Source organism: Kingella sp. (in: b-proteobacteria), from assembly GCF_030527935.1.
Taxonomy (GTDB): Bacteria; Pseudomonadota; Gammaproteobacteria; order Burkholderiales; family Neisseriaceae; genus Kingella_B.
In genome coordinates this window covers 1-21,080 of sequence record NZ_JAUMZV010000012.1, presented here as the reverse complement: position 1 = coordinate 21,080, position 21,080 = coordinate 1, and the positions used below count along the sequence as shown (strand labels likewise).

20 protein-coding genes and 3 pseudogenes are annotated in these 21,080 nt (G+C 50.1%); 10 read left to right on the top strand and 13 right to left on the bottom strand.

Features of this window, described 5'->3' with window-relative positions; all coding sequences use genetic code 11:
* The first annotated feature begins 5 nt into the window (after positions 1-5).
* A complete protein-coding gene (locus Q4A85_RS05355; protein WP_303108313.1) occupies positions 6-146 on the top strand; it encodes a hypothetical protein in 141 nt (46 codons plus the stop codon).
* Between the two features lie 3 nt (positions 147-149).
* Here Q4A85_RS05355 and Q4A85_RS05350 read toward each other — a convergent pair whose 3' ends face one another.
* The 10 genes and pseudogenes from Q4A85_RS05350 to Q4A85_RS05305 all read right to left on the bottom strand — a co-directional run bounded on the left by Q4A85_RS05350 (position 150) and on the right by Q4A85_RS05305 (position 10,797).
* Positions 150-470 carry a hypothetical protein gene (locus tag Q4A85_RS05350; protein WP_303108310.1) on the bottom strand — a complete coding sequence of 107 codons (321 nt, stop codon included), beginning with the start codon at positions 468-470 and terminating at the stop codon, positions 150-152.
* 273 nt (positions 471-743) lie between these two features.
* A complete protein-coding gene (locus tag Q4A85_RS05345; RefSeq protein ID WP_303108308.1) occupies positions 744-1,166 on the bottom strand; it encodes a YadA-like family protein in 423 nt (140 codons plus the stop codon).
* Entirely contained in the window at positions 1,163-2,596 is a 1,434-nt protein-coding gene (locus Q4A85_RS05340) for a hypothetical protein (RefSeq protein WP_368500185.1), read from the bottom strand. Before Q4A85_RS05340 ends, Q4A85_RS05345 begins: the two co-directional genes overlap by 4 nt.
* 161 nt (positions 2,597-2,757) lie before the next feature.
* Positions 2,758-3,294: pseudogene (locus Q4A85_RS13235) on the bottom strand (hypothetical protein); the annotation flags it as partial.
* A complete protein-coding gene (locus Q4A85_RS05330) occupies positions 3,279-5,177 on the bottom strand; it encodes an ESPR-type extended signal peptide-containing protein (protein ID WP_303108303.1) in 1,899 nt (632 codons plus the stop codon). The pseudogene Q4A85_RS13235 and the gene Q4A85_RS05330, both read right to left, overlap by 16 nt.
* Positions 5,178-5,611: 434 nt before the next feature.
* A complete protein-coding gene (locus Q4A85_RS05325; RefSeq protein WP_303108301.1) occupies positions 5,612-6,040 on the bottom strand; it encodes a hypothetical protein in 429 nt (142 codons plus the stop codon).
* A 102-nt stretch (positions 6,041-6,142) separates the two neighbouring features.
* On the bottom strand, positions 6,143-6,403 hold the full coding sequence (locus Q4A85_RS05320; protein WP_303108299.1) for a hypothetical protein: 261 nt from the start codon (positions 6,401-6,403) through the stop codon (positions 6,143-6,145).
* A 92-nt stretch (positions 6,404-6,495) separates the two neighbouring features.
* Entirely contained in the window at positions 6,496-6,702 is a 207-nt protein-coding gene (locus Q4A85_RS05315) for a hypothetical protein (protein WP_303108297.1), read from the bottom strand.
* 39 nt (positions 6,703-6,741) lie between these two features.
* On the bottom strand, positions 6,742-7,083 hold the full coding sequence (locus Q4A85_RS05310; RefSeq protein ID WP_303108295.1) for a hypothetical protein: 342 nt from the start codon (positions 7,081-7,083) through the stop codon (positions 6,742-6,744).
* Positions 7,084-7,314: 231 nt separating this feature from the next.
* Complete coding sequence (locus Q4A85_RS05305) at positions 7,315-10,797, bottom strand: PilC/PilY family type IV pilus protein (protein ID WP_303108293.1); 3,483 nt, start codon at positions 10,795-10,797, stop codon at positions 7,315-7,317.
* A gap of 428 nt (positions 10,798-11,225) precedes the next feature.
* Here Q4A85_RS05305 and Q4A85_RS05300 point away from each other — a divergent pair.
* Positions 11,226-11,906 (top strand): annotated as a pseudogene (locus Q4A85_RS05300) (SbmA/BacA-like family transporter); the annotation flags it as partial.
* 68 nt (positions 11,907-11,974) lie between these two features.
* Complete coding sequence (locus Q4A85_RS05295) at positions 11,975-12,208, top strand: SbmA/BacA-like family transporter (RefSeq protein ID WP_303108291.1); 234 nt, start codon at positions 11,975-11,977, stop codon at positions 12,206-12,208.
* A 156-nt stretch (positions 12,209-12,364) separates the two neighbouring features.
* Here Q4A85_RS05295 and Q4A85_RS05290 read toward each other — a convergent pair whose 3' ends face one another.
* Positions 12,365-12,766 (bottom strand): hypothetical protein, encoded by a 402-nt coding sequence (locus Q4A85_RS05290; RefSeq protein ID WP_303108289.1) that lies wholly within the window; start codon positions 12,764-12,766, stop codon positions 12,365-12,367.
* A 214-nt stretch (positions 12,767-12,980) separates the two neighbouring features.
* On the opposite strand from Q4A85_RS05290, the gene Q4A85_RS05285 reads away from it, so the two are divergent.
* The gene (locus Q4A85_RS05285) at positions 12,981-13,751 is read left to right on the top strand and encodes a TSUP family transporter (protein WP_303108287.1); all 771 of its coding nucleotides are present in this window, start codon (positions 12,981-12,983) and stop codon (positions 13,749-13,751) included.
* On the top strand, positions 13,744-13,890 hold the full coding sequence (locus tag Q4A85_RS05280; RefSeq protein ID WP_303108285.1) for a hypothetical protein: 147 nt from the start codon (positions 13,744-13,746) through the stop codon (positions 13,888-13,890). The genes Q4A85_RS05285 and Q4A85_RS05280 overlap by 8 nt, the downstream gene beginning before the upstream one ends.
* A 258-nt stretch (positions 13,891-14,148) precedes the next feature.
* Here the strand turns inward: Q4A85_RS05280 and Q4A85_RS05275 are convergent, their stop codons facing one another.
* Complete coding sequence (locus Q4A85_RS05275) at positions 14,149-14,355, bottom strand: bacterioferritin-associated ferredoxin (RefSeq protein ID WP_303108283.1); 207 nt, start codon at positions 14,353-14,355, stop codon at positions 14,149-14,151.
* 241 nt (positions 14,356-14,596) lie between these two features.
* Between Q4A85_RS05275 and Q4A85_RS05270 the strand changes: the two genes are divergently transcribed.
* The 3 genes from Q4A85_RS05270 (at position 14,597) to Q4A85_RS05260 (ending at position 19,404) form a co-directional block, all read left to right on the top strand.
* Positions 14,597-16,831, top strand: a complete 2,235-nt coding sequence (locus tag Q4A85_RS05270) for a 3'-5' exonuclease (protein WP_303108385.1) — start codon at positions 14,597-14,599, stop codon at positions 16,829-16,831.
* Between the two features lie 525 nt (positions 16,832-17,356).
* On the top strand, positions 17,357-17,854 hold the full coding sequence (locus Q4A85_RS05265) for a pilin (protein ID WP_303108281.1): 498 nt from the start codon (positions 17,357-17,359) through the stop codon (positions 17,852-17,854).
* A gap of 98 nt (positions 17,855-17,952) precedes the next feature.
* Complete coding sequence (locus Q4A85_RS05260; RefSeq protein WP_303108279.1) at positions 17,953-19,404, top strand: sulfatase-like hydrolase/transferase; 1,452 nt, start codon at positions 17,953-17,955, stop codon at positions 19,402-19,404.
* Between the two features lie 86 nt (positions 19,405-19,490).
* Here Q4A85_RS05260 and Q4A85_RS05255 read toward each other — a convergent pair whose 3' ends face one another.
* Positions 19,491-19,976 carry a pilin gene (locus tag Q4A85_RS05255; protein WP_303108277.1) on the bottom strand — a complete coding sequence of 162 codons (486 nt, stop codon included), beginning with the start codon at positions 19,974-19,976 and terminating at the stop codon, positions 19,491-19,493.
* A gap of 60 nt (positions 19,977-20,036) precedes the next feature.
* Between Q4A85_RS05255 and Q4A85_RS05250 the strand changes: the two genes are divergently transcribed.
* Positions 20,037-20,771: a hypothetical protein gene (locus Q4A85_RS05250; RefSeq protein ID WP_303108275.1), complete on the top strand. Its 735-nt coding sequence runs from the start codon at positions 20,037-20,039 to the stop codon at positions 20,769-20,771.
* 76 nt (positions 20,772-20,847) lie between these two features.
* Positions 20,848-21,003 (top strand): annotated as a pseudogene (locus Q4A85_RS05245) (IS1 family transposase); the annotation flags it as partial.
* Positions 21,004-21,080: the final 77 nt, after the last annotated feature.

Genomic DNA, 21,080 nt, shown 5'->3' with positions numbered 1-21,080 from the left:
AATTTTTGGTTTTTGCTTTGCAAAAGCGTGTGGACGCGCTTTCAGGCTGCCTTTGGCGGGGTGGGGTGTTTGTGTGGGCAAAGATGAGTGCTGTTTGGTTTAAAGGCAGCCTGAAAGGGGGGAAATCCGTTTTCAGGCTGCCTTAGTGTTTAATCTTTTCGCCGCGTGATGCGTTTGTACAGCCAATTTTTGCTTAACAACGCTGCGGCAAACAATACGCTGGATAGCAGGACTTGCTTGTCAAACAGGTGTTCTGCGCCCAGCACTTGCCGCAGTTCATCGGTGAAGTGGTGGACGGTTAGAGCTATCGCTAGGGCGATGATGCCGCTGGTTAGGCTGGTTAAGATGGGGGATTTCATGGTGGATTGCTTTCGTGGTGGCGGGGCGGGCGAAATGTGTTGCTGTTGGGGCGATAAGGCAGCCTGAAAGTTGATTGTACCGATTTCAGGCTGCCTTGATGCTGGCTGCAAATGGTGGACGCTGCGGTGGGGTGCAGGGGCGTGCCCCTGCTCGTGGTAGGCGGCGAAACGCCTGCTCTGGCAAAAATAAGGAATGTTTTGATGCAGCCTTAAACCGTGTGTTTAACCGCGTGCGCAGCAAGCTGCACACCCTACGGCTGATCTCTCACATCGCAAACCATTCGCACACAAAAAGGCAGCCTGAAACGGGAAAAACCCCTTTTCAGGCTGCCTTTGCTTACTGCTGCTTACGGCATCAGCGCATCATCGTGCTTGCGCCCATGCTTACCATTGGAACAACGCGCCTGCGCCCACGCGGCCTTTGGTATTCACGGAGAAATTGCCTTTGAAAATCCAGTTGCCGCCGTCGGTCATGGCTGATGCGCCTACGGCAAGCGCGGATTGTCCGCCGTAGTAGCCTGTGCCTACGCCTAAGCCAAACGCGCTGGGTCGGGTAACCTGCGGAATCGTGCCTTGGGCGATTGCGCCAGCGATGCCTGCGTTGGCACGGTCTTGGTTTTGGTCAATTTTGTTTTCCAACTGCTGCATTTGGGCGGCGGCAACTTGTCCTGTTGCGCCGAGTCGGGCGTTCAGTTGGCTCACGTTGACGGTATCGGTGGGGGCAGTACCAGGGGCAACGTTGGTGATTTTGTTGCCTGCTGCGTCAATGCCTGCTTGGGTTACGCTGGGGCCGCCGTTAATCGTCAAGCCGTTGTTGTCGATTTTTTGGTGTTGCCGGTGGTAACGCTGTCAAAGCTGGCGTTGTCTTGGGTGGCGATGCTCACGATGTTGCCTGTTTGGGTTACGCGAATGTTTTTGCCGGCATCAATGGTAACGGTTTTGCCTGCGTTCACACGCTCTACGCTGCTGCCTGACACGCTGCCTGCGCTGGCGGTGGTGGTCAGGTTGAAGCCTGCTTGGTTGATGGCGTTGGCAATATCGCCTGCGGTGGCGAGTTTGCCTGCATCGGCGGCGGTTGGGGCTACGATGCTGCCGTTGGCGGCGGGCGTGGGCGCGGTGGTGTTGGCTTTCAGGCTGCCGTCTGCGGCTTTGGTAATCGTGGTGCCGTCTGTTTTCACGGCAAGGTCATACACGGTTGCTCCTGCGCCGTTGGTGCTGGGGGCGATGCTGACGCTGCCGTCGTTGGACGTTACCACAGTTTTGGCGGCGGCGATGTTGGTGTTGATGTTGTTCAACGCGGTGTGCAATTGCCCGCCGTTTACGGCATCTTTGCTGTTTGCGCCAATCGTGCCGTCTGCCACGTTGGTGATTTTGTTGCCGCCGTTGTTCAGCCCATCGCCTGTTAGGCTTACGGCGTTTTTGCCTGTGGGGGCAATGGTGATGCCGTTTGCGCCTGTGCTGGTGGTGTTGCCGTTGTTATCCGTGGTGGTTACGCCTGCGCCGTTGGTAACGGTTTTGTTGCCATTGGCATCGGTGGCGGTGATGCTGGTTACGTCCAACTCGCGTTTCAAGCCCACGGTAATCGTGCCGTCGCTGCTTACTTGGGTGCGAATATTGTCGCTGTTGTAGTCAGCGGCAAACGTGCTGCCCGTTTTCAGGCTGCCTGTGCCTTGCACGGTGAGCGTTTCGCTTGGCTTGATGGTTTCGTTATCGGTGATGATGCCGCTGGCTTTTTCGTTGCATGCGATTTTGAAACCAGCGTTGGCGGTGTTGGCAGAAGTTCTGATGGATTGGATTGCACCGTGAACGGTGTTTTGCCCCGTGCCGCCGATGTTGGTCATGCTAATCGTGCCGTTGGGCGACAGGGCAGCGTTGCCGCCGAGGATGTTTTTGATGCTGGTGCCCACGTTGCCGATTGCCTGCTGGGTGAGATAAAGCTGGCTGCCGTTGACGGCATCGGTGCTGGCGGCGGAAATGCGCCCCGCGCCCACGTTGGTGTTCGCGCGCTCGCTGCCCGATTTGCCTACGCTCACGGTGGAAGCAACGTTGTCGGCAGCAAAGCCGCCGTAGGTGATGTTGTTTACGGTAACGTTGCCGACTGCGCCAAAGCTGGCTGCGCTTTCAGAATCCGCGCCAAGGGCAACGGAGTTATTGTGGGTGGCTTTTGCGCCCTTGCCCAAAGCCAGCGAATTGGAACCGCTGGCGGCGGCTTGGCGGCCAATGGCGACGGCTTGCACGCCATTGGCTTTGGCGGCGTTGTCTGCCTGTGGCGCGCCGCAATCGCAATCGCACCGATGCCTTTGGCTTCGGCACTTTGCCCTGCGGCGAAGCTGTTTTGCGCTCCGGCATTTGCGCCTACGCCCAAAGCAATCGCGGCTTGCCCTTCAGCTTTGGTGCGGTTGCCGATGGCAAGGGAATTGCCGCCGCTGGCGCGGGTGCGCTCGCCAATGGCAACGTTGTTGGTGGTGGTAACGGCGGCAGAGCCGTTGTCTGTGCCGTCGGCGTATGCGCCCAGCGCGATGTTGTGCTTGGCCTGAATGCCTTTTGCCGCGCCCGTACCAATCCCAATAACGTTATCCACCGCAACGGTATTGCCCACATTGCTGATTGCGCCTTCGCCGATGCCGATATTGCTGTTGTTATTGGCGTGCCCTGTATTCATGCCTGCTTGTTTGCCGATAAACACATCGGCACGACCCGCCGCGTTGGCATTCCAGCCCAGCGCGGTGGCGTTCAATCCTGTGGCTTTTGAGCCATCGCCCAAAGCGGTGGAAGCGTTGGTTGCGCTGGTGTTCGCGCCCACGGCAACCGCGCCATCATTAGTAGCAGCAGCCTGAAAACCTGCGGCAATGGCGTTTTTGCCTGCGGCATTGGCTTGCGTGCCGACTGCCACGGAATTGGCGGCATTGGCAACGGCTTTTACGCCCGCTGCCAACGAATCCGTGCCTGTTGCGCCGTCATTGGCGTAGTTCGTGTCTGCGCTGTTTGCCCTGATTTCACGCTGTAATAATGGGTTTGCCCAGCCTGCATTTGGCTGGCAATGGCGTAAAGCAGGCTGCCGTTAATGGCATCGGTGCTGGTGGCGGTGATTGCGCCTGCGGCAACGTGTTTGATTTGGCGGTTGTAATTCGCATTGCCCACGGATACTTGGTCGCCCGCCGTAATATTAGTGCCTGCAAAGCCGTTGTAGGTGATGTTGCCGATGGTGGCGGTGGTAACAGGCGTGGCGTTGGTGTTGGTGTTGCTGTTTGTGCCGAGTGCAACGGCGTTGGCTTTGTCAGATGTTGCGCCTGTGCCGAGCGCAAGGCTGTTGCCGCCTTTGGCAACGCTGTTTGCGCCGATGGCGGTGTTGCCGCTGGTGGTCAGCTCGCTGCCTGCGGCAAATTTGTTGGCGTTGGTGCCGATGGCGATGTTGTTTTCAACGGCCGTGCCTGCCGCTCCTGTGTATTGCCCTGCATACGCGCCCAAGGCAAGGTTTTGGCTGCCGACAATGTTTTTGCCTGCATCGCGCCCGAATGCGCTGTTACTGCTGCCTGCAATGTCTGTGCCGGAATGGTAGCCGAAGGTTGCGTTTTGGCTGCCTGTTACACGCTGACCTGCTTCAATGCCCATGGCGTAGTTGTCTGCACCGGTTACGGTTTGCCCTGCGCGCGCGCCGATGGCGTAGTTGGTGTTGCCGTTTACGGCTGTGCCTGCACTTGTACCAATGGCAACGTTTTCTGTGCCGCCTGCCATGCCTGTACCCGCGCCGTTGCCGATGGCGATGCCGCTGGTATTGCCTGTGGCGGAAGAGTTGCCGCTGCCTGCGCTTTTGCCAATGAAGACGGCATTTTGCGAATTGGCGTTGCCTGTGGTTTCGCCGATGGCAATTTGATTTGCTGCGCCTGCGGTCGCTTTGTAGCCCAGCGCAACGGCGCGGTTGCCTGATGCGGTGCTGTTGCCGCCGATGGCGATGACATTGTTTACCGTGCCGTCTGCGATTGTGCCTTGCGCTTTGGCGTTGTTGCCGATAGCAATGGCGTTGTGCCCTGTGGCGGTGGCAAACGCGCCTTGCGCCATGGCAGGGCCGTAGGTTTCGTTGGTGATGGTGTTGGCGGCTGTGCCGTTTACGCTGCTGCACCCTTGTGCGTTTGCGCCTTGCCCGAATGCCATATCGCCTGCGGTTTGGGCGGTAGCAGAGCTACCCACGGCGAGCGAGTTGCTGCTGCTGGCGGCGGCTTTGTAGCCCGCGGCAAGCGAGGTTGAGCCTGATGCGTTGGCTAGGCTGCCGATTGCCGCGCTGTTCCATGCGCTGGCGGCGGAAGTCATGCCAACGGCCAATGCGCCTGCTTCGCTGGCTTGTGCGCCTACGCCGATGGCAGTTGCTTGGCTATTGATGGCTTTTGCGCCATCGCCTAGCGCGGTGGCGGATTGGTGGCTGGCAACTGAGCCTTGACCTATTGCGGTTGAAGTTGCGCCGCTGGCAGCTGAGTTGGTGCCGATAGAAATGGCATTGTTGTTGGTAGCTTTTGCGTTGGTGCCTGCGGCAAACGAGCTTTGGTTGTCGGCTTGCGCGCCTGTGCCGATGGCGGTGGCATCTTGCCCTGCGGCGGTTGTGGTGGTTACGGTGCTGCCTTTAATGACAATTGAGTTTTGCCCTGTGCCATTGCCCACCGAAGCGGCTGCTGTGGCTTGTCCGCTTGCTAATAGCAAGGAGGTTGCCAGCAGAGTTAGGCTTTTGGCACGACTGCTGGATTTACCTTTGCCTTTGGCGGTTTCTTGTACGGCTGTCCATGTGTTTGTGTGTTCGTTCCACACAACGCGATAGGTTTTGTTCATGTATTTTTCCTGTGAGTTTAAGAACCTGTATTTACTATTTTCATAGGCATCTTTCATGCCCTAAAAACGCGGCCACTGCGTACAACCTTGCTGCGCTTTTATGTCATCAAATCTGCCTATGCAAATAGTGAATACAGGTTCTAAAAAATAAAACAGGAACAAACGATGTTTCTGTGCTTGATTGATTGAACTGAGCCTTTTCAGGCTGCCATAAAAAAGCCTTCTCATAAAAGAGAAGGCTGGGTGTAATGGAATCGGCGAAATTATACAACGTTTGATTTTGTGTGCAATGGGTAAATCGTTGTATTTTTACAAAAATGTGGCTGGGCGCTAGGCAGCCTGAAAGCGGTGGAAAGAGTTTCAGGCTGCCTTGGTTTACTGAATAACGCTGTCCACCGCTCTGCGCTGCGAGTAGGGCATGGCAGCGGCGTAGCCTAGCCGCAGTAGGATTTGCGGTTGTTTGCCGCCGAGCATGGGCAGTTGGGCGAGCAGGGCGCGTTGAGTGGGACTTCGCAGGGTTGGTTGAGATAGGCGTGGGCGATGTTGTGCTGGGTAAGCGCGAGCAGGGTGCGTTGCAGCATGCGCCCTGTGGCGAGCCATGCGACGGGGTGGTTGTCTGCGCTGGCAAGCAGCAGGTGCGATGAGCTGGCGATTTTGGCGCGGTCGCTGCGGTTTTGCCGTTTGGCGTTGAGCATGGTGCGGATAATGGGGCGTGAAATCCATGCGGGCAGGTTGGGCGCGCCAATCACGGCGTAGCTGAGCCCGTCGTGGGTGGCGTTGCTGTGGCTTTTGTTGAAGCGTATCCATGACAGCAGTTCGGCTTTGAAGGCGGGGTCGTGCATTTGCGCGGCGTTGCCTGCCATCACGGCTTGGGTGAGCGTGGCGAACTCGGGCGCGTTTGGGGCGAAGGCGTGTAGGGAAACGGTGTTGCTTTGTTGGGCGGCGAGTAGGCTGTCTAACTCGGTTTAGGGAATGGTTTGACCGTTGTAGGTGGCGCGGTTGGTTTGACGGCGGGGGATTTGGGCATATAGGGCTTCGTTTTCAGGCTGCTTTTGGTTTTCAGGCTGCCTGTGTAGGGTGATGTGGATGGCGTGGTTGTCGGCAAGATGGGCTTGGGCGGTGTAGCCGAAATGGACGGCGGTAAGGCAAAGGTTTTCGGTGGCGCAGCCCAGTCTGATAAAGAGTTCGCGGTCGTCGCCATCTACGGCGGGCAGGCGGTTTGGCAAACAGCGTGAGTAGCAAAGCGGCACACCCTACGCTACCTTGTTTTCAGGCTGCCTAATGCTGTGTTGATGGGAACGGCATAGGCAGCCTGAAACTATGGGCAACGCTGGCGCAGGGTTTGGGCTTTTTGGCGGGCGTGGGCGGCGGCGAAAAGGTTAAACGGGAACACGGCGGCGCAAAACAGCCACCATTTGCCTGCGGCGGCTTGGTGGGCAAGCAGGATTTCGCCGCTGCCTGCTTCGGCTGATTCGGTGAAGCGGGGGTTGGCGGCGGTGAGCAGGGAGTGGAGCAGTGGGTGCATGGGGGTTTCCTTTTTGAGTTGGGTGGTTGGGATTGGGTTTCAGGCTGCCTTAAACTGGCGCAGCAGGTAATCAAACAGCGCATCAGCGGCATATTCGGCGTGTTCTCGGCGCACGGGGAGATTGAAGTAGTAGCTTTGGTCGGCAAAGCGGCTGCGGATGTGGGTGGGCAGGGCGAACATTTCAGCGTAGGCTTCGGCGATTGGGCGCATGGCGGCGGAGATGGCGGCTAGGTCGCCATCGCGTTCGGTGATGTCGTAGAACAAGATGCAATGCTCGGCATCTAGATTGGTAATCGTGATAACGGGGTAGCGGTGGCGAGCGCAATAGTCGTAATGGCTGCTATCGGCGGGATTGCGGGTGAATTTGCGGATGGGGTGCATTTTCAGGCTGCCTTGGGGATGGGTGGAATGGTTGTGGTGTTGCAAAAAAGGGTTAAGACATTATTTTATAATTGCTTTTGTTGAAAGGCAAAAGGCAGCCTGAAAATTATTTTTCGCGTTTCAGGCTGCCTTTTCTGTGCTCAAACAACGTATTCAGGCAGTCTGAAAACGGCCAACAAAAAAACGGCATCTGTTTTAATACAGATGCCGTTTGCTTAGCGATTAACTGGTTTAGAAGATTTCACGCCATGAAACGCGGCGGAGAGCAGGGTCGCCCAAGCGTGGGAACACTTCTTCCAAGATAGGCTTACCTGTTGAGTCTTTGGAAACCAAATAGGTTTTACCGTTGATGGTCAGCGTTAATACATAAGCAGAACCAGAAATATTGAATTGCTTACGGATCGCCTCGTCAGTTCTTAAACCATCATAGAAGTTTTTCAAACCCGCGCCGTTTTCGGTGTAAAGCGGATAAGTGTAACCCGTTTGAGTGGTGGTATCGCAAGTGAGCGTTGCTGATTTCGCATCAATGTATGTATTCACCAATACATAGCGGTTTGCTTGCAAGGTAATGTCATAGATAACTTGCTCGTAGGCTGTTTTACCATCGCTACGTTCTGTTTTACCCAGATTCATATACCAGCCTTTTTTGCTACCCCAGTCAATTTCATTGGTAGACAATTTATTACCTGTTACTTGTTGCTCTTGCAATTGTGCATAAGTAACTTGGGTAAACGGTTGACGGCTTACCGCAGTAGTATCACGCAAACCATAAATACTTTGGATGCCTTGTGCATAAGTATCATCGGTGCTGAGATAGCCATTTATGCGGATACCGGTACCAAAGTTGATGATGGGGTCAGCACCAATCAATCTATTTTGAGACACAACCACTCGAGAAGAGATAGGCTGTCTTCCTGCGTTTACAGGGTTGCTGCGTGTTTCAAATAGTTTATTGGGTCTAACGCTTGACCAGCTAGCTGCGGTGTTACCGTTTAAGTCAAAACGCCATACATTACCTTTGATATCGCCAGCATAAGCGTAGTCGTAAATATTGTCGCCATCTACGTCAAATGGGGTAACGTATGCGATGCCGTTTGGATCATCTTTCGTGCCGCTTTCACCTGTGCCGATAAACACAAATGATGGAACACCTGTGGTTTGATTGATAGACATCACATAAATGCCCGCTTCGCCATCGCTAGCGGTACAGTTGCCGTTTTCTTCATCTTTGGTGTTACACCAACCATTACCAAACACCGCACCCCAGTTGCCATCGTGGAAGCGACCGAATACAGGCGTGCCGTAAGAGTTGTGCAAATTATTCCAAATAGGCGCATCGCCATTTGACCACTCACCGATTACATTAGCGGCAGTAAAGTTGTCAGGGTCGGTTACATCCAAAGCGTAAACAGTGCTACCACCTGCGCCCAAACCACTCATCAACCAAGTGTGCCATTGACCACCATAGAATACATCGCCTGTTCCCGGAGGCGCATCGTTATAGTAGTTGTGGGCATATTGCTCATGGGTAAAGTCTTGCGCGTAGTTAGTTGAACCACCAGTAGTGGTTACTTTGGCGATACGTTTCAACACGCTAGAAGGCATATAAGCCATCAATTCATAACCATCGCTGGTTGCCAAATTTACTTTGCCAGCAGCAGTATGCGAACCTGCGCGGAAGCCATGCAAGAAGCCATCGTTAGAGCCTGCGTAAACAACATTGCTACGGCTCATGCGGTTTGCTTTGTAAGCAGCATAGTTTTGCGTAGCATTAGCTTCTGCACCTGTTGCACCTGTTACTTTATCGTTAAAGCTTGGGTTAACCGTGCTGTAATCTTTGTCAGGATAGCCCACCCATAATGGTGATGAGTTGATGATGTCGCCCAATACGCTGCGGCGCGCACGGAAACCATTAACAACAGTAGCATCCGATGCTTCGTTGGCGCGATCGCCACGCAAATAGTTCAAGCGTGCTTCGCCGCGTGCATCGTCTTCGCCATCGTGTTTCAGGCTGGCTTTTTGGTCTGAGGTAAGATTGCCCCAAGTGAGATTCGCACCTGAACTGCCGTTCCATGTAATCAAGTTACGCGTGGTGTAGTTGCGGCGGGTCAAACCAGTTTTGCCTGTTGAAGAACAGGTCCCCGCACCCGCATCAGCAGTACCGCCATCAAGCAAGCAGGCTGAATCCCACGCAGCTTGTGGTGCAACGCTTACATCTCCGCCTGCAACTATCAAGTTTTTCGCTTGAACTTGCCCAGTCCAGAAATAGTTATTGTAGAAAGTCATGTAAACTTGGGTGTTTTCTACGATTTGCGAATCTGGGTTGTTCACCGAAATATTACCTTCGGATTCGGTAATGGATGAGGCTTTAAAGCAAGTTACATCGTGGTTATTGTGCGAACCACCTGTTGCCCCCATAAAACCAAAACGGAATGCTTTAGGCAACGGACCATTAGTTTTTACCAAATCTTGTTCAGACATAATGGCTTGGAATTCTCCACCATTATAGGAGTACCACACGCTACCTTTACCTGTTTTATCAATGCGAATCCGATATTGAATGGGCTTAGCATCAGCACGGCTTCTTACATGAGGGAAGTCCATTGATTGCGGTAGTTTTTTATATGCTAGGAATTTGTAGTCATATAAGCGGATGGGCTCGGGTGTCTTATCCGTATCATCTACCCGTAAGTCGTTTTGTCCAGCAGGCAGGTATTTTTTTTGAATGGTTTGATACCCATAACGACACATATGTTTGATGTGCATTTCGGGTTGATTATCAAAACCGCCGTTTCTTTGGAATAGTTGTCCGAATTTTTTTGTCCACCATTCATTTTTGAAAGCTTGCAATGTTGCAGCGGGCACTTTGCCCCAGCCATGGTAGGTATAAATATCTTGCAGCCAATCGTTATAAAGATAGCTGAATGCAATGTTGCCTTTACCACGAATACCAATAGTGTCATGGAAGTTGTTCAAACCATCACGTTTTGAACCATCGGGTCTGTAATTAGGACCTGTTCGGGTGTTATCACCAACGGGATGAGGCGAAGTATAATTACCAGACCAAGGCATATCCATTGCACCATTTAGGAAGTTACCATATTCATCCATACCGATACCGATGTAGGCACCATCTACGCCGTTATATATCGGGTTTTCATTGGAGCATGGATAACCCAAAGCACCACCTGATGCGCCCAATGTAACGGGACGGTCAGCATCTGCTAAGAAGAAAGTCATGCCATCGGCACCCGTGCCTCCCCATGTGTATGTGGTAAATGTAATATCTACCCCGTCATTGGTAGGGAAGGGGTCGGTTGAAACGATACCGCCTACTCTATGGTAATCAGTAGGCGTCAAACGCAATGCGCCTTTGCCATCATCATCATTATCTTTGGGGCAACGACCAGGAGAGCCTGGTGTACCTGGTGTGGCAGAACCTGTAGGATTCACGGGGTCGGAAACAGATGCGCCCCTAGCTGTACCCGTGGTGGGGGCGGCACGAGAGGTTAAACATGCGGTATTAACAGCGGGTTTGCCTCTAGGGTTGTTCGTCATACCGCCACCTGGCAGCGGCATATACCACTTCTGCGTAGTCTGCCCTTTTGTGAAATCCTCGTTAATCAATACCGCATTTGCCACGGGGACGATGTAGCAGATTGATGCTAAACCTATGATTATGGGTTTGAGACGAAGTTGTTTTTTGTGTTTCATGATTCTTGTCCTTTATCGTGCGAACAAACTTTGAGAGTAAATGTTTTGTATTTTAGCAATTTATATTCCAAATATAACACATTATTTTAATTTGATTTTACCTTTTTTTGCATTGCGTGTTTTGGGGTTTTTATGCTTTTTAAAGCAAAAAAATAGCACGTTCGGCGGGGAACGTGCTGGGAAATTATTCTTTGGAGATATGCAAAATTGCGTTTAACTGTGCAAGATGGGCGTATTCTAGCTAACAATTTTTGTTTTGGCAAGAAAAAGCGACAAAATTTGTCATATTTTTATTTGGGCAGCCTGAAATTTGGTTGCCAGTTTTGTCGTATTGCTATTTATTGTTTTAAATCATTGTGTTATTTATTTTCAGGTTGCGTGATGGGGTTTTGTTAAAATGTGTTTTTTTTGATGATTGCGGGAATTTTATGTTTCGTTGTTTCTTTTTGAATGGTAAGTGGCGGCTTTGGGCTTGGTTGGGGACGGCGGTGGTTTTGGCTGCGATTTGGTTTAAGGTGGAATTGGATGTGAAAATCAATGAGTGGTTTGGGATGTTTTATGATTGGATTCAGGAGATTTTGAAGTCGCCTAATTCGGTTACGTTTCCGCAGTTTTGGGCTCGGTTGTTGGTGTTTGCGAAGATTGCGGGGGTGTCGATTGCGCTGACGGTGTTGTTGGATTTTTTTGGTAAGCATTATATTTTTCGTTGGCGTTCGGCGATGACGGAATATTATGAGAAAAATTGGCATTGGGTGCGACAGGTGGAGGGGGCTTCGCAGCGTATTCAGGAAGATACGATGCGTTTTGCGCGGACGATGGAGGCTTTGGGGGAGAGTTTTATTCGGGCGGTTTTGACTTTGGTGGCGTTTTTGCCGCTTTTGTGGACGTTGAGCGAGAAGGTTACGGTGTTGCCTTGGGTGGGGCGTGTGCCGCATTCGTTGGTGTTTGTGGCGTTGGTGTTTTCTATTGTGGGGACGGTGGTTTTGGCGACGGTGAGGGTGAAGTTACCGGGGTTGGAGTACAACAATCAGCGGGTGGAGGCGGCGTATCGTAAGGAGTTGGTGTTGGGGGAGGATGATGTGGGGCGGGCGCAGCCTGAAAATTTGCGGGCGTTGTTTGGGGCGGTGCGACGGAATAATTTTGTGTTGTATGCGCATTATATTTGTATTTTGATTTGGTGCGGTGGTCTTATTTGCAGTTTGCGGTGGTGGTGCCTTATATTGCGTTGGGCCCGAGTTTGCTGGCGGGGGTGTTGTCGCTGGGGGTGTTGCAACAGGTGGTGCGGGCGTTTGGTAAGGTGCAGGATGCGTTTCAGTTTTTGGTGTTGTCTTGGACGACGATTGTGGAGTTGATGTCTATTTATAAGCGGTTGCGGGAGTTTGAGCGGCAGATTGTGCTGCGCAAGGGATGATGGGTTTAGCTGGGTGGATGTGGGTAAACTGTTTTGAGCTACGTTGAACTTCGTTTCAGGCTGCCTATTGGTTTCTATGAATAGGCAGCCTGAAAATGTGTGTGGTTGGTATGATGATAAAAGCACGCTTTGGGGGGGGGCGTGCTTTTGGGTTGTTTACCACATCATTCGTTGTGGATTGTCGTTGCGATAATGGTCGCGATTCCAGCGGTCGCGGTATTCGCGGTGGTTGTCTTCGTGCCAGTCGCGGCGGTCGCGGTCATCTCGGCGGTCGTAGTCGTTGCGGTAGCGGCGGTAGTCGTCATAATTGCGGATGCGCTCTACGCGGGCGTTGCGCGATGGGCGGTAGTCGTGGGGCAGGCGGTTGTAGTCGCGGTCGTAGTAGTGGTTATCGCTGGTGTTGAAGAAGAGTAGGCTGGCTACGCCGATGGTGGCGGCTGTGGCGGCGGCGTTGGTGAGCGGGTCGTCGGAGATGGTGCAGCCTGAAAGTGCGCCTGCGAGGATGCTGGTGGCGAGAATTGCGCTGATGTTGCGTTGCCATTGGGTGCGTTGTGCCATAATGTTGTCCTTGGTGGCGGTTGAAATGGCGGCATTGTGGCAAGCGTTGGGTTGGGTGTATAGCGGGTTTGTGCAAAATTGGGTGGGCGAATGTTAGGCAGTCTGAAAATGTGTTAAGGCGGGTTGGCTGTTCGTTTATCGGTGTAACGCATATATATAATGTGTCGCGGTTTGATGGGGCGGAAATGCTTTTCAGGCTGCCTTGGGAGTGTTTATGGATGGTGTTTTGTTGGGTTTGATGGTGGCGGGCTTTGCGGCGGGGTTGATGGATGCGGCGGTGGGCGGCGGGGGCTTGTTGCAGATTCCTGCGCTGTTTGGTTTGTTGCCGAATAGCACGCCTGTGTCGTCGGTGTTGGGTGTGAACAAGTTTGCTTCGTTTACAGGCACGGCGATGGCGGCAGGGCAGTTTGTACGGCGGGTGCGCGTGCCGTGGCGGATGTTATTGCCTGCGGCGACGTTGGCGTTTGCGGCTTCGTTTTTGGGGGCGAAGTTGTCATCGCTTGTGCCTGTGCATTATATGAAGCCTGCGATGCTGGGGGTGATGCTGGCAATGCTGGTGTACACGTTTTGCAAGAAGGATTTGGGGCAGATGGTGCGCGATGCGGCTTTAACGCGGCGCGAATACGCCATCGGCTTGGCAACAGGCGCGGCGATTGGGCTGTATGACGGCATTTTGGGGCCAGGCACGGGCAGTTTGCTGGCGTTTGTGTTTGTGCGCTTTTTTGCGTATGATTTTTTAACCGCAACGGCTTCGGCAAAGGTAATTAACTTGACCACCAATTTGGCGGCGTTAAGTTTTTTTGTGCCAAACGGGCATATTGTGTGGGCTTGGGCGTTGCCGTTGGCGGCGGCGAATTTTTGCGGCGGATTTGTCGGCTCATGGCTGGCGATGCGCGGCGGCGCGAAGTTTTTGCGCATGGGCTTTATGGTTGCGCTGGTGGTGCTGATGGGGAAATTTGGCTGGGATATTGTGATGCGTGGATAGGCAGCCTGCGGAGCGTGGCGGAGTTGCGGAGCTAAAAATAAGTGAGCAAAAACAATTTGAAACCATCCGCCAACAGGTGCGCGATTGGGTAACGCAGAACCGCGCCATATTTGCCGAGCGCGGTGGCGAGATGGAATAACGCGATGGTGTGGATGATGGCGCGGCGTTTTATGCGGTGGATTGCAATTGCGCTGCACCAGCTGTAAGAGATTTTGTTGGCAACAAAAAAGGCAGCCTGAAAACGGAAATTGTGTTTTCAGGCTGCCTTTTACGCGCAGTCTAAACGCAATCCAAGCAGCAAAAGAAAGGGGCAACCTGTGCGGTTGCCCAAAAAACTTGATAAAGGAAAGGATACATCAAAATGAAAAACTGTTTGAATATTATATATCTTTTCCCGTTATTGTTCAACCCTAATGCCCGAAATTGTTGTTTTATTACCCGCGATGTTGTTCACCGCTAAAAACGAAGTAGCCAAATCCGCGCAACAGCCGCAGCAAGATGCCACGCCCAATTGGTCTTTCAAATCGGTTAAAGAAGATGCGCCTGCGGCAACGGCTTCTTTGATTTTGTGGTCGGTAATCGCGTTACAAATGCAAACATACATGGTGTGCCTCCTTATTGAGTGATAACCACTCTTAATATTATTGCGCGAATGATAATGTTGTTCATTTTGGTTTGCAAGAGGTAAATTTATGAAAATAATGTGCAACCAAAATACAACAACCGTTGCGCCATCGCTCCCTTGTAAGCAGCCTGAAAAACGCCCTACAATCGCGTTCCTTTTGTTTTCAGGCTGCCTGATGCCTATTTTGAATCAGCATCCACGCCGCCGCGCCATCATCACCATGCACTTCTCATCCGAAAACCCATCCCAATCGCTGTTAAACAACCTTAACCCCGAGCAGCTTGCCGCTGTAACTTATCCTCCACAATCCGCGCTGGTGTTGGCAGGCGCAGGCAGTGGCAAAACGCGCGTGCTGACTACGCGCATCGCATGGCTGCTGCAAAACCAAATGGCGAGCGTGCACAGCATTTTGGCGGTAACGTTTACCAACAAAGCTGCCAAAGAAATGCAAACGCGGCTGGGCGCGATGCTGCCGCTGAATTTACGCGCCATGTGGTTGGGCACGTTTCACGGCTTGTGCCACCGTTTTTTGCGTTTGCACCACCGCGAAGCGGGCTTGCCGCAAACGTTTCAAATTTTAGACAGCAGCGACCAGCTCTCGCTGATTAAACGCTTGCTCAAACAGCTCAACATAGCCGAAGAAAGCCTAGCCCCGCGCGTGTTGCAAGGCTTTATCAACGCGCAAAAAGAAGCGGGTTTGCGCGCAGGCAGCCTGAACGCGCCCGACCCGCATTTGCAACGGCTCATCCTGTGCTACGCCGAATACGAAAAGCAATGCCAACAAGAAAGCGTGGTGGATTTTGCCGAGCTGATGCTGCGCAGCTACGAAGTGCTCAATGCCAACGAAGTGCTGCGCACGCACTACCAAAACCGCTTCAATCATATTTTGGTGGACGAATTTCAAGACACCAACAAGCTGCAATATGCATGGCTCAAACTCATCGCGGGCGAGCAAAGCGCGATTTTTGCCGTGGGCGATGACGACCAATCCATCTACCGCTTTCGCGGCGCAAACGTGGGAAACATGACCGACCTGATGCGCGAATTTCACATCGCCGCCCCCATCAAGCTGGAACGCAACTATCGTTCCGTGGGCAACATTCTTGCCGCTGCCAACGCCGTTATCCAAAACAACAGCGAGCGGCTGGGCAAAAACCTGCGCACCGAAGCCGAAAACGGCGACAAAATCCGCTATTTTTGCGCGTATAACGACTACGAAGAAGCCCAGTTCATCACCGAAGAATGCCGCCATTTGCAACGCCACGGCACGCCGCTAGACCAAATCGCCATCCTATACCGCAGCAACGCCCAATCGCGCATTATTGAGCAACAGCTTTTTCAGGCTGCCATACCTTATAGGATATATGGCGGCTTGCGCTTTTACGAACGCCAAGAAATCAAACACGCCCTTGCCTACTTGCGCCTAGCCGTGAACCCTAACGACGACAACGCCCTGCTGCGCGTGATTAACTTCCCCCCGCGCGGCATTGGCACGCGCAGCGTAGAGAACATCCAAGCAGCCGCTGCCGAACAAGGCATCAGCTTATGGCAAGCCGCCTGCGGCATGGGCGCAAAAGCCAGCAAAATCGCCGCTTTCGTGCAACTGATAGACAGCTTCCAACAGCAAATCCCCCATTTCAGGCTGCCTGAAATCCTGCAAACCATCCTGCAAGACAGCGGCTTATACGCGCATTACCAAGCGCAAAAACAAACCAGCGAACGCGAACGCACCGAAAACCTAGACGAGCTCATCAACGCCGCCGAATACTTCCGCCCCGAAGACAGCCGCTTTGAAACGCAGCCTGAAAACAGCACTAACAGCCCCGAGTTCCCCATTCTCGCCTTTTTAAGCAACGCCAGCCTAGAAAGCGGCGAAACCCAAGCCAGCGCAGGGCAAGAAGCCGTGCAACTGATGACCGTGCACGCCGCCAAAGGGCTAGAATTTGACAACGTATTTCTCAGCGGCATGGAAGAAGGGCGATTCCCCAGCGAAATGAGCCTAGCCGAACACGGCGGGCTGCAAGAAGAACGCAGGCTCATGTATGTCGCCATCACCCGCGCCAGAAAACGCCTATATATAAGCATGGCACAACAGCGCCAACTCTACGGCATCACCCAAACCAGCATCGTCTCCCGCTTTATTGACGAAATCCCCAGCGAACTGCTGCACCACCTATCCCCACCCAAACCAACAGGCAGCCTGAAAACCGCAAGCGCAAGCCATTGGGCGCAACCCCAAAGGCAGCCTGAAAACGAGTATAACGAGACCAGCCAAACCCCACGCGATTACCACGGCTACACACTCGGCGAAAATGTCCGCCACGCCAAATTTGGCACGGGCGTGATTATCGAAGCCATAGATAAGGGCGCAAGCGTACGACTCACCATCAACTTCGGCGCAAACGGCATTAAAGAGTTGGATACCGCGTTTGCTAAGCTGGAAAAGCTGGGGTAGGGCGCGTAAGCATTTTCAGACTGCCTTATTATGGAAGTAATCCTTGGTCAAACTGAAATCTTTGAACTCATAGTGCAGCCTGAAAAATAAGAAATACCGTCATTCCCGCGCCGGCGGGAATCTTGTTTAATATTCAGAAATAATTGTAAAAACAAACTGTTGTTTAAACTCCATCAAGATTTCCATCTGCGCGGGAATGACGAAGAAGTTGCTGTTTCTTGTTGTATTTTAGATTTTGCAAAAGTTTCAAACTGGAAATAATCCATATCCGACACTCAAAAACCTGACAAATTCCGTCAGCCAAGCTGCCAAAAATCATCCAAAATTACCCAAAACGCCACTGCCCAAAAATGTCATAAAAATAAAAATAACATAAAAAACAATAAATTGAAATAAAAATACGAGCTGGCACAACCCATGCTAAAACCTAAGCACAACACACTTGGTTCGCAACGCGGTGCACGAGCAAGTGTTCTTCCCTGAAAAACGCGCCGCACATTCTTTAATTTATCTTGGAGATAAAACATGAAAACTATGCAAAAAGGTTTCACTTTGATCGAGTTGATGATCGTAATCGCAATCTTGGGTATTTTGGCTGCTATCGCGCTGCCTATGTACCAAGACTACATTTCTAAATCTCAAACTACTCGCGTAGTGAGCGAATTGGCTGCTGCTAAAACTGCTGTTGATGCTGCTTTGTTTGACGGTAAAGATCCAGTAGCTGGTTCTGATGTTTCTTCAACTGATGCTAAAACAAAAGCTCCCGTTGGTTTGAAAACTGGTATAGGTTCTGGTACTGCTGTACGCTCTAATTTGTTGTCAGCAGCAGAGGTTAAATTTACTGGTAATTCTGGTTATATTTCAGGTACTTTAGGTGGTAATGCTAATAAAGATATCCATGGTACTGTAGTGCAGCAAAATCGTGATGCGGATGGCGTATGGACTTGTACTATCGTTCCTGCAGCAAAATTCAAAGAAAAATTCATTCCTAGCGGCTGTACTAAAGGTACTACTGCGCCATAATAGTTAGATTTTTTGACAAAATTGGACCATACCACATATGTGGTATGGTCTTCTTGATTATATTGAATCATATATCTGATGGGTGTATTGGAAATAAAATGTCTTTTGTAAAAGTTTTAAGCAAGGATTATAAACTTCCTCCATTTCATAGTTATCGTCAGCGTTTGTTTTGGGCGCTTCTTACATTGTTGTTGCCTAACGTTTTGTTTTGGATAGTGGGCACAGTATTAGGACTGGGGCGTCCTATCATTAATTTGGACTATTTTCTGTGTTTGGTATTGTTTGCACTGCCGCTACCTTTTAAATTAGGCAAAATTTTAGGTGTTATCACTTGGATAATCTCCTTGTTTATTGATGTGTTGATGTTCGTGATTCAGTTTTTTCCGTTTATGGATTTTGCTGCTATCCGCTCATTGGCGCCTTTCTTATTTCAGGCTCCCACCTTATATATTGTGGCTACTTTTGGCGTGGCATTCTATGCCTTAGTGTTTCCATTCTTGCTTAATAAAGTAGCACAGAAGGCAACATTTAAATTTGTTTTAGCTTGCGCGATTGTGTTTGGCACGATTGGCTGGATGGTAAAGGAAGCAACTTATCGTGATGTGGCATATGAACGCTTTGGGCGCAGCAATTATTTTATTATCAATAGCCAGTTTTTTTTATACGATTCTGAAAATCAAAGCGATTTTTCTATTTTTGCTAAAACAAAACCTCAAATTTCGCCTAATTTAGGAAATAGGGCGATGTCTAATTTACAACAGCCATTATCTAACAAGATTTTATTTATTATTGCTGAGTCATGGGGTGTTGCAAGGGAGAAAGAAGTACAACGTCAAATATTGAATAATATTTACAAACAAAAAGATAATTTAGAATTCATTAATGAAGGGTATTTTGAATTTTCAGGCGCAACCGTTCAGGGTGAAATGCGCGAGCTCTGTAATAAAGCTATCAAAAATGGCTATGCTTTTGGTATGTTAGAAGATAAAGAATTTATTGATTGCATGCCCTATCAACTCAAGCAGCAAGGTTATCAAACCACAGCTTTGCATGGAGCCAGCGGTCGATTATATGATCGTGTTAAATGGTATCCTAAAGCGGGTTTTTCCAAAGTTCTCTTCGTTGAAAACATGATGAACTTACCTAAATGCCATGCATTTAATGGTGTATGTGATAGCGCATTAACTGATGTGGTCGCTAAGGAATTTGCCGATACCAAAGATAGTAAAAAATTTGTTTATTGGCTCACACTCACATCCCATTTTCCTTACATACAAACTGATATGCATGAAGCAGGCTTAGATTGTCAAAAATATGGATTATTTGAGGGGGATATTTGTAATAATATGCGATTAGAGGCTCAGTTTTTTGATGATTTGGGCGAGTTGATTAAAAAACCTGAAATGAAAGGAGTGGAAGTAATTGTAGTGGGAGACCATATGCCACCAATTATTAATTTACCTAGTGTAGATAGGCTAACAAAAGCTCCGTTGCATAAAAATTTGCGCTGGAGTGATGTAAGTTGGGTGCATTTTAAAGTGAGAGAGTAATTATAAGTTGGACTGTTGATTGAGATGGTCCGAAAAATATAAAAGCCGCTATCCACAATAGTAGATAACGGTTTTTTTACGTTGTATTAAATATTTTTACAGTTGCCAGGAGTGTATTTGACATTCCATGCTTGCGCAGCAGAGCCATCAATTGTGCATTCCCAACCATTGCTTGTGCGCGTGAGTGTGATTTTGGTGTCCTTAACGCCCGTGTAGGCAGCTTTACCAAAAACGGCGCTTAGTGTCCCCGTGCTTCCATCCACTGCGGCAATGCGAATAAGATTAGATGAACCCCCATTATTGTTGATGCCAATATATTCATAGCGACCATCAAATGAGCCATCGCTTTTGCCATCATCGCTTTCCACAATGGTGGGTGAATTGCCATTGGCAATAATGGATTCCACGATTGTGCGAGCGCCATTTAGTTCATAAAATACGCGGCTTACTTGTGCTTTAATCAAATAGTCTTGATACATTGGCAAGGCAATTGCCGCTAGGATTCCTAAAATAGCGATTGAAATCATCAGTTCTATAAGGGTAAATCCTTTGTTAATGATTTGATTTTTCATTTTATTTCTTTCCTTTATAATTTGCTTTAAAAAGCTTGGCTTTGAATATAAGCAAGTCGTGTGCCAAAAAATTTTTATAATGTTGAGGTTAATAATATGCTTTCTAAATCACTTATTCGTGCAAAATTTTTTGCAATGTTCATCCATATTTGTCTTTCATTGTTAATATTTGCGGCAATTGTGGCATGGATGTTATTGAAACTTTATCCTTCTTTTTATTTTAGTATGAGCGGTGGCTGGCAGGGGCTGATGCTGATGGCTGGGGTGGATGTGGTAATTGGTCCATTGATTACTTTGCTGGTTTTTAATCCGCATAAAAAACGCAGAGAGGTTATTAGCGATTTATTGATTATTGCGGTGGTTCAGTTTGCAGCATTGGGCTACGGCATCCATACGGTTTATCAAGAGCGCCCAAAATTGGTAGTGATTTACAATACTAGCTCGGCTGCTGTACTTAATGCGCGCGAAGTGACGGAAGATGAGCAGCTTGCGAAAGTGGATTTGAATCAATTATCGCGCTTGGAAGGTATTCCTATTGCAGGTTTGCATGTGCGTGGTACGACAAAATCTTACGATGCTATCCAGCAATCTTTGGATATGGTGGAACAAGCAGATAAGTTGTCTCGCCAAACAGCTGCTAATAATACGCCGCAGGTGCAAGCTGAGTTGGTTAATTTGGAAAAACAGCATGGGAAATTATATGTGCTGTCTATGATGGGCAAATATACGGGCGCATATATTGTGTTGGATAAAGATTTTAATTTTGTTGCCAAGCTAGGCGAGGAATATATTTAATTGGGGTAGTGTCCTAAAAAGTATGCTACCCGAAAAAATCAAGCGGCATCAAGGCAAAGAATCGTATGATTAAGGTGTGAACATATCCATACCACTCTATTGTCCTAGATGCCGCAGCGCAAGCATAAAGAAAAACGGCGTAAAAAGCTACTGCAAACAAAACTATCTGTGCAAAAACTGCGGCAGACAGTTTATTAGCGACCATAATTTGACTTATCAAGGCTGCCATTCCGAAGCTGACAATAAGATTAAACTAAGGGGCTGTCCTAGATAACTCAGGAAATTCACATTAAGTTAGAATTTCCCCTA

Coding starts and splice junctions, on each gene's coding strand:
- Q4A85_RS05330 (WP_303108303.1), bottom strand. CDS start 5,177: ATGAACAAAACCTATCGCGTTGTGTGGAACGAACACACAAACACATGG.
- Q4A85_RS05325 (WP_303108301.1), bottom strand. CDS start 6,040: ATGGCAGGCAACGCCGCGCAAATGCACGACCCCGCCTTCAAAGCCGAA.
- Q4A85_RS05315 (WP_303108297.1), bottom strand. CDS start 6,702: ATGCACCCACTGCTCCACTCCCTGCTCACCGCCGCCAACCCCCGCTTC.
- Q4A85_RS05310 (WP_303108295.1), bottom strand. CDS start 7,083: ATGCACCCCATCCGCAAATTCACCCGCAATCCCGCCGATAGCAGCCAT.
- Q4A85_RS05305 (WP_303108293.1), bottom strand. CDS start 10,797: ATGAAACACAAAAAACAACTTCGTCTCAAACCCATAATCATAGGTTTA.
- Q4A85_RS05290 (WP_303108289.1), bottom strand. CDS start 12,766: ATGGCACAACGCACCCAATGGCAACGCAACATCAGCGCAATTCTCGCC.
- Q4A85_RS05285 (WP_303108287.1), top strand. CDS start 12,981: ATGGATGGTGTTTTGTTGGGTTTGATGGTGGCGGGCTTTGCGGCGGGG.
- Q4A85_RS05275 (WP_303108283.1), bottom strand. CDS start 14,355: ATGTATGTTTGCATTTGTAACGCGATTACCGACCACAAAATCAAAGAA.
- Q4A85_RS05270 (WP_303108385.1), top strand. CDS start 14,597: ATGCACTTCTCATCCGAAAACCCATCCCAATCGCTGTTAAACAACCTT.
- Q4A85_RS05265 (WP_303108281.1), top strand. CDS start 17,357: ATGAAAACTATGCAAAAAGGTTTCACTTTGATCGAGTTGATGATCGTA.
- Q4A85_RS05260 (WP_303108279.1), top strand. CDS start 17,953: ATGTCTTTTGTAAAAGTTTTAAGCAAGGATTATAAACTTCCTCCATTT.
- Q4A85_RS05255 (WP_303108277.1), bottom strand. CDS start 19,976: ATGAAAAATCAAATCATTAACAAAGGATTTACCCTTATAGAACTGATG.